Genomic DNA, 7,107 nt, shown 5'->3' with positions numbered 1-7,107 from the left:
GTGTCGAGACGCACGGGCTGCTGTTCCCCAGCGGGGCGCGGGGGGTGCCCGTCGGGGACGGGTGGCTGCGGCAGGCGGAGCGGATGACGTGGACGCGGTGTCCGGGACGGCTCGCGCCGCAGGGGGCCGCGGGCGGGCCCGGGTTGTTCGAGGCGACGCTCGTGACGTTGATGGAGCGTCCGTTCGGGTGGTTCGTCGTCGCCGATCCGTGCGACGAGCGGATGATCGACGAGGAGATGCGGGAGCTGCACCACGAGCTGCGCATGCTCCGGAGGGGTGAGGACGAGCACGCGCGGCTGGCGGTGGCGCGGGCCGACCAGCGGCTCGCCGAGCTGGACGCGTTCCGTGAGGCCGGGCTGTGGCAGGTCAGGGTGGTGGCGGGGGCGGCGTCGCAGGACGAGCTAGGGCAGATCGCGCCCGTGCTCGTCGGGTCGATGGAGCTCGGGCACCATCCGTACCGGCTGAGGTCGGGGCAGGGGAGCGGGTCGTTCGCCGAGATGCTCAGCCCCGGGATGCCGCCCGTGCCGGTGCGGCCGATGGCGGAGGCGGAGCAGCGGTTCCCGTTCGTCGCCACGGCGGGGGCGCTGGCGGCCTTGGCCGGGCTGCCGCGGCGGGAGGTCCCCGGGCTGCGGGTGCTGGAGGCCGGGTACTTCGACGTCACGTCGGAGACCGAGCCGCAGGGCGGGGAGCCGCAGATCGAGCTGGGCGCCATCCTGGACGGGCAGGACCGGGAGGTCGGACGGTTCGCCGTGCCCCGCTCGACCATCAACCGGCATGTTTTCGTGACGGGCGCCACGGGCGCCGGGAAGTCGCAGACCGTGCGGCATCTGCTGGAGCAGTTGACGCGGGCGGGCATTCCCTGGCTGGCGATCGAGCCGGCGAAGTCGGAGTACGCGGCGATGGCGGGGCGCATTCAGGATCTGGGCGGGCCGGTGACGGTGGTGAATCCGTCCGACCCTGATTCAGTGCCGTTGTCGGTGAATCCACTCGCGCCGGAGCCGGGGTATCCGGTGCAGGCGCATATCGACATGGTGCGGGCGCTGTTCCAGGCCGCGTTCGACGCGGAGGAGCCGTTCCCGCAGATCATGGCGCAGGCGCTTCAGCGGGTGTACGAGAACAACGGGTGGGACGTGGTGACGGGCGCGGGTGTGCCCGGGTCACTGATCGAGCCCGCGGTTCCGACGTTGGAGCAGTTGCAGAACGCGGCGCTCCAGGTCATCCAGGATGTCGGGTACGGGCGCGAGTTGATGGCCGATGTGCAGGGGTTCGTCGATGTGCGGCTGCGGTCGCTGCGCATCGGGTCCGCTGGGCGGTTCTTCGAGGGCGGGCACCCGGCCGATATCGGCGGGATGCTGCGCGACAACATCGTGCTCGCCATCGAGGACGTCGCGAACGACGAGGACAAGGCGTTCCTCATGGGGACGCTCATCATCCGCATCGTCGAGCATCTGCGGATGCGGGAGCGCAAACGCGACAGGGCGACGGGGTCGGTGCTGCGGCACGTCATCGTCATCGAGGAGGCGCATCGGCTGCTTCGCAATCGGGGGCCCGAGCGCGGCAGTTCGCACGCGGTGGAGTTGTTCGCCGGGATGCTCGCCGAGATCCGGGCCTATGGCGAGGGCATCATCGTCGCCGAGCAGATTCCGACGAAGCTGGTTCCGGACGTCATCAAGAACACGGCGTTGAAGGTCGTCCATCGGCTGCCGGCGTTCGACGACCGGCATCAGGTCGGCGCGGCGATGAACCTGGACGGCGACCAGTCGCGTGAGGTGGTGTCGCTGCGTCCGGGCGTCGCGGCGGTGTTCGCGGACGGCATGGACCGTCCGCTGCGGGTCCGGGTGCCGCTGGGCGAGGGGCGCGAGGCGGAGCTGCCCGGTCCGCCGCCGCCCGTGGACGGACGGCGCTCCGCGGCCTGCGGCTGCGAATGCCGGTCGGGGCGTGCGTGCACGCTGTTCGAGTTGCGCGAGGCCGACCTCCTCGCCGGCGGAGCCGACTGGGCGTGGCTGCGGCTGTGGGCCGACACGCTCGTGCTGGCGCATGTGGTGAACCGGCCGCTGCCCGCCGTCCCGGCGGAGCTCGGGCGGTCGTGGTCGCGGCTGGCACCGAGGCTTCGGGAGTGCGCGCTGGCGACCGTCCTCGAACGGGCCGTGACGCGGCGGTCGCGGTCGCTGCGGGCCGGCTACCCGCCGGCGGACCTCACCGCCGCCGCCGCGGACGTCGCCGGGCGGCTCCTCGGCGGTGCCGCGCCCGGTGGGGCGCCCGGCCCGCAGTGGATGATCCCGCAGGTCAAGTGGCTGCACGAGCTGGACCGCCTGTTCCCCTACGGCGGCGGCGCCCCCGACAAGCACGCCCTCGCGCCGCCGCTGGACTACCCGCTCGCCGGGCTCAAGCAGCCGCCGGACGCCAGGCTCGGCCACCGGCTGCGCGCCTTGCGCCGCCACCCGCTGTCGATGGAGCTGGCCCGCAACCGGCCGATCGCGCTCACGGCCCTGTACGGCGACGACGACCAGGCGGGCTTCTACCAGGACCTCTCCGTCGTCGCGATCGGCTTCGACGAGGACGAGCAGATCGACCACGTCGCCCGGACGATGGGCGTCACCGAGTGGCTCGAACCCGTGCTGAGCTGGTTCGAGCGTTTCGTGCACCCCTTCGAGGACCCCTCCGCCGGGCTCTCGTTCCTCGCCCCGGCCCGGGACGCGGAGGAGGCGCCCGAGTCGTGACCAAGTGTGGCCACCCGGCCACAACTGGGCGCTTTCTCACGTGTCAACGGCATGATCCGGATAATTTCGTCCGCATGACCGTGGAGCAGGCGACCCCCGGCGCCGCGCCGCCGTTCTACCACGCGCAGCCCGGCGCGGAGACGTCCCGGCAGCCGATGCAGAACACCACCCGGTACCTGTGCGCAGCCGTCTACCTGGACCGGCGGATCGGGGACCGCGTCATCGCCGAGTTCCTGGACGACGAGAACCGCGCCGTCGTCCCGTCCTACGGGTTCGACGTGGAGCCGGTGGTGCTGCACGCGCTCCGGGCGCGCCGCTACCGGCTCGTCCGCGACCTGGTCCTCTGCGGGATCTGGCTGGCCGCGCTCGTCTTCCTGCAACTCGTCGCGGTCGGGTACTTCTTCGTCCTGCTGGTGCTGGTCAGCCTGGCGGCGGTCCCGTGGCGGCGGCTCCCCTGGGGGTGGCGGCTGGCCGGTGCGTGGCTCGGTTCCGGGGTCGTCATGTGGGCGGTGTTCGGCGTCCTGTTCGTCCTCGCGGGCGAGCGGTGGGCCGAGGACTCCGGGTTCAGCTCCTACGAGCGGGAGCAGACCAAGGGGCCGCTTGAGCTCCTCCAGACGGACCTGCTCGTGCCGAGCCTGATCATCCTCACCCTCGTGCTGGCTCTGACGATCATCGGGCATCTCGCGGCCGTCTACGGGGTGCTGGCGCGCGACCTCGCGCCCGGCTCCACCGCCGCGCCGCCGCGCACGTTCAGCGAGCGCGCGACCCGGGTGCTCGCCCGCGTCCGGTCCGCGCAGCGCGGCAACGTGACGCTGCATTCGGGGACGAACCCGTTCATCGGCGCCGGCGACCTCACCTCGCCCTGGGCGCGGGCCTGGTCGATCGTCCTCGAACTGGACCGGCCCGCGACCGGCCCCGTCGACCTCACGAAGGGCGCCAAGGGCGAGGACGGCGCTCCGCCGCGCGTCGATCCGATGACCATGCACCTGCGGGTCCGGGAGCGGCTGCACGCCATGCGGGACGAGCGGCCGCCCGGCCGCGCGGGAGACGCCGAGCCGCTGCCGCCGAACGAGCGGATCACCGCGCTGCTCACCGGCATGCACATCGCCGGACGCGGGGAGAGCGTGCGGCGGACCCGTCCCGCCGACCCGACGAACGCGATCACGCTGCCGCCGCATCCGCTGATCGACCCGGCGAACGGCTGCCCGTTCTCGATGGCGACGCCGGAGGCCGCCGAGGCGCTCATCCGGCATCCGCAGTCGCACATCCGCTGCTTCCAGCGCGTCACCGTCGGCGCCCACGGGCAGGCGGTGCTCGGCCGGGACGGGCGGATCGTCGCCCCCGCCGAGGAGCAGGACATCTCCCTCACGGCCTTCGTGTACCTGGCGGTCGAGGGCCGGATGCTGTACGGGCACTTCGCGGCGACCGTGCTGCCGCCCGTCCGGCGCGAGTTCCGCGTCGTCGACCTGCTGCCCGCCTGGGGCACCGGGGGCCAGGTGCTGCGCGCCTTCGCCCGCGCGCGGCGCGGCATGCTGCGCGCGATGGTGCTGCCCGGCGTCCGGACGGTCGCGGCCTGCTGGGCGATGGCGCGCAGCCTGGTCGTGGCGACGCTCGCGCAGACGTCGGCGCAGCGGCTGGTGCACGACTACGGCGCGCGGGTCAGCGTCCGGGAGGTGTGCGCCGCCGACACGTTCGACACCTACGTCCAGGAGATGGACGCCGACAAGTACACCCGGCTGATCGAGTGGCGCGTCAACGAGGCGCTGCTCGACTACCTGGGCGACGAGTGCGGCCTCGACGTGTCGGCCTACCGGGTGCAGGCCGGCGTCATCATGAACGAGGGCGTCATCATGACCGGCGGCACCGTCAACGGGCAGGTCGCCGCGGGCGGCCGCGTCGACCAGCGGCAGGGCGGCGGCGCCCGCCGCGGCAACCCCTGACCTTCCAGTGGAGGCGGCATGAGCGAGCACGGCGACCGGGGCATCAGGATCGGCGGCAACGCCAACGTGTCCGGGCAGGTCGCGTCGGGCGACAACGTCGCGCAGTACCAGCAGGCCGCACCGGCCGGGCGGGCGGCGGACGTCGCGGCCGCGCTCGACCGGCTCGAACGGCTGCTGGCGGCGCACGAGGCCGAACTCGCCGAGCCGGGACGGGCCCGCCGCGACCTCGCCGACGTCCGCGAGGAGGCCGGCTCCGGCGACCCCGACCCCGAGCGCATGGAGGGCGCTCTCGCCCGCCTCGGCCGCCGCGTCGCCGGGGTGGCGGTGCTCGCGGAGGCCGTCGGCGCGCTCGGCGCGGCCTTGGGCGTGGGTGGCTGACGCCCCTGAGCTGGGCTAGATGTCGCTCTCGGTGCGGGCGGGCAGCCCGGCCTGCTCGGCGATCGGCGTCCAGTAGCCGATGAACTCGCTCTTGGCGCTGCTCGCCCGCTGGTTGACGTCCGCGACCTCACCGTCGGACGGGCAGCCGGGCGCGACGTCGAGGTAGCGCTGGTTCGACTCGGTCGACGCCTCCAGCGCGCGGATCAGCGCGTCCTTCATCTGGGTGCCGTTCTGCATCGCGCCGACCTCCAGCTCGCGGGCCTTCTCCAGCTGGCCGCGCCGCTCTTCGAGGATGCGCTGCAGGCCGCTCGTCGTGCAGCCCTCCTCGACGACCGTGCCGAGCGAGGAGCGGGTCGCGCCCATCGCCTCGAGCAGCTCGTTCACGGCGCCGGCCTGCGCGTCGAGGTCGCCGGTGTCGCCCGTCTCGGACACGACGCCCTGCGTCGGCGGTGACGACTCCTGCGGTGCGGACTCCTGCACCGCGGCCGGCGGACGCTCCGGGCCGCTCGACCCGCTCGGCCAGAACACGATGGCGAGCGCCACGCCGAGGAGGACGACGGCTCCGGCCGCGCCCAGGAGGTACGGGAGCCTGCTCCGGCCCGGCGGCGGAGGCGGCTGCCAGATCGGCGGCTCCGCCCACGGCTCGGGGGACAGCTGGGTCGAGTGCTCGTCCGACGGCGGCATCGGGGTCGTGAAGTCGCCCGCGGGCTCCCACGGGGTGGGGCTCTGCCCGGCCCACGGCGGCGGCACCGGGTCGCGGGGGACGGGCACCTCGCCGAACGGGTCGCCGCCGGACGGCTGCCCGAACCCGCCGGACGGCTGCCCGAACCCGCCGGGGGGCTGGCCGAACCCGCCGGGCGGCTGACCGAAGGGGTCGCGGGCCGTGGCGTCGCCGACCGTCGCGTCGTCGTCCGGCGGCAGGGGCGCGTTGCAGCGCATGCACGTCGGGGACGACGACGTGGTGTCGGTCCCGCAGTTCGGACACCGCATGACGGCTCCCTGCCCCCGTGAAAACGATCGGTCACAAGATAACGCGGGACCACCGGGCCGGGGCGGTTCGTCCCCGTTCGAGACCCGGCCGTAACCGGCCGTCACCGATCGTTACACGCGCCTCCAGCTGCGCTGCGGCTGGCCCGTCTTCTTCGCCACCGGGTTCCACAGGACGACGAACTTCTTCTTCGCCGAGGTCGCGCGCCGCTCCTGCGCCGCCCGGCCGGGCACCTGCGCCGCGCTCGGCTTCGGCTTGCCGCGGCACTTGCTCTGGTTCGCCTGCGCCCACCTCAGCAGGACCAGGTCGACCTGGAGGGAGGCGTCCAGCGCCTCCGACAGCGAGCCGCGCAGCCGCTCCCCGTTCGCCAGCTTGTCGACCTGGAGGGCCTTGGTGCGGCCGAGTTGGTCCTGGCGGCGCTGCGCGACCTGCTGGAACCCCTGGATCGCCTGCGGCAGCGTCTTGCACTTGCCGGCCCGGCCGAGCGCCCCGGCGAGGACCCGGCGGGTGGCGACGCTGTCGTCCAGGATCCCGTTCAGCACCGCGGCCTGCTGCTTCGTCTCGGGCGGGATCGTGTTCTTCTGCGCGACCTGCTGGCTGGACGGCGTCGCGGTCGGCGACGTGCTGGCGGACGAGTCGTCACCGGACGGCCACACGACGAACACCACGGCCCCGGCCGCGACCGTGACGAGCGCGGCGACGGCGGCGATGAGCGGCTTGCTCGTCCCGCCGCCCTTCGAGCCGCCCGGGTGCTGGGGCGGGTAGCCGCCGTACTCGGGACCGCCGGGCCCCATCCCGCCCATGGGGGCCATCCCGCCCATGGGCGCCATGCCGGGCTGCCCCATACCGGGTTGGCCCATGCCGGGCTGCCCCATCGTGCCCATCTGGCCCATCGGCGGGGCTCCCATGGGAGCGCCGGGGTCCATCCGGGTCTGGTCGAAGTCCCCGCCTCCGAACCCGCCCTGGAAGCCGGGGTTCATGGGCGCGGGCTGCATCGGACCGGGGGCGAGCTGCGTGGCATCCGGGTCCGGGAGGGCGGGCGGCTGCGCGGCGCCGGCCTGCCCGCCCCATACCTGGGTGG

The 7,107-nt window shown here is 73.9% G+C and carries 4 protein-coding genes and 1 pseudogene; 3 read left to right on the top strand and 2 right to left on the bottom strand.

Translation table 11 applies throughout. From position 1 onward, the window contains the following. The 3 genes from ETD96_RS38045 to ETD96_RS38035 all read left to right on the top strand — a co-directional run. Positions 1-2,720, top strand: a 2,720-nt coding sequence (locus ETD96_RS38045; RefSeq protein WP_138641340.1) for an ATP-binding protein, incomplete at its 5' end; no start/stop codon positions are given. A gap of 74 nt (positions 2,721-2,794) precedes the next feature. Next, entirely contained in the window at positions 2,795-4,660 is a 1,866-nt protein-coding gene (locus tag ETD96_RS38040; protein WP_138641339.1) for a hypothetical protein, read from the top strand. An 18-nt stretch (positions 4,661-4,678) separates the two neighbouring features. Beyond that, positions 4,679-5,038 (top strand): DUF5955 family protein, encoded by a 360-nt coding sequence (locus tag ETD96_RS38035; RefSeq protein ID WP_138641338.1) that lies wholly within the window; start codon positions 4,679-4,681, stop codon positions 5,036-5,038. Positions 5,039-5,053: 15 nt separating this feature from the next. Here the strand turns inward: ETD96_RS38035 and ETD96_RS38030 are convergent, their stop codons facing one another. Next, a complete protein-coding gene (locus tag ETD96_RS38030) occupies positions 5,054-6,028 on the bottom strand; it encodes a zinc ribbon domain-containing protein (RefSeq protein WP_171069432.1) in 975 nt (324 codons plus the stop codon). 111 nt (positions 6,029-6,139) lie between these two features. Continuing rightward, positions 6,140-7,107 (bottom strand): annotated as a pseudogene (locus ETD96_RS46245) (hypothetical protein); the annotation flags it as partial.

The organism is Actinomadura geliboluensis (assembly GCF_005889745.1).
GTDB lineage: Bacteria > Actinomycetota > Actinomycetes > Streptosporangiales > Streptosporangiaceae > Spirillospora > Spirillospora geliboluensis.
The sequence above is the reverse complement of the archived record's forward strand: the minus strand, read 5'-3'. Positions and strand labels throughout refer to the sequence as shown.

Excerpts from the sequence above, each read along its gene's own strand:
- ETD96_RS38035 (WP_138641338.1), top strand. The coding sequence starts at position 4,679 with ATGAGCGAGCACGGCGACCGGGGCATCAGGATCGGCGGCAACGCCAAC.
- ETD96_RS38040 (WP_138641339.1), top strand. The coding sequence starts at position 2,795 with ATGACCGTGGAGCAGGCGACCCCCGGCGCCGCGCCGCCGTTCTACCAC.
- ETD96_RS38030 (WP_171069432.1), bottom strand. The coding sequence starts at position 6,028 with ATGCGGTGTCCGAACTGCGGGACCGACACCACGTCGTCGTCCCCGACG.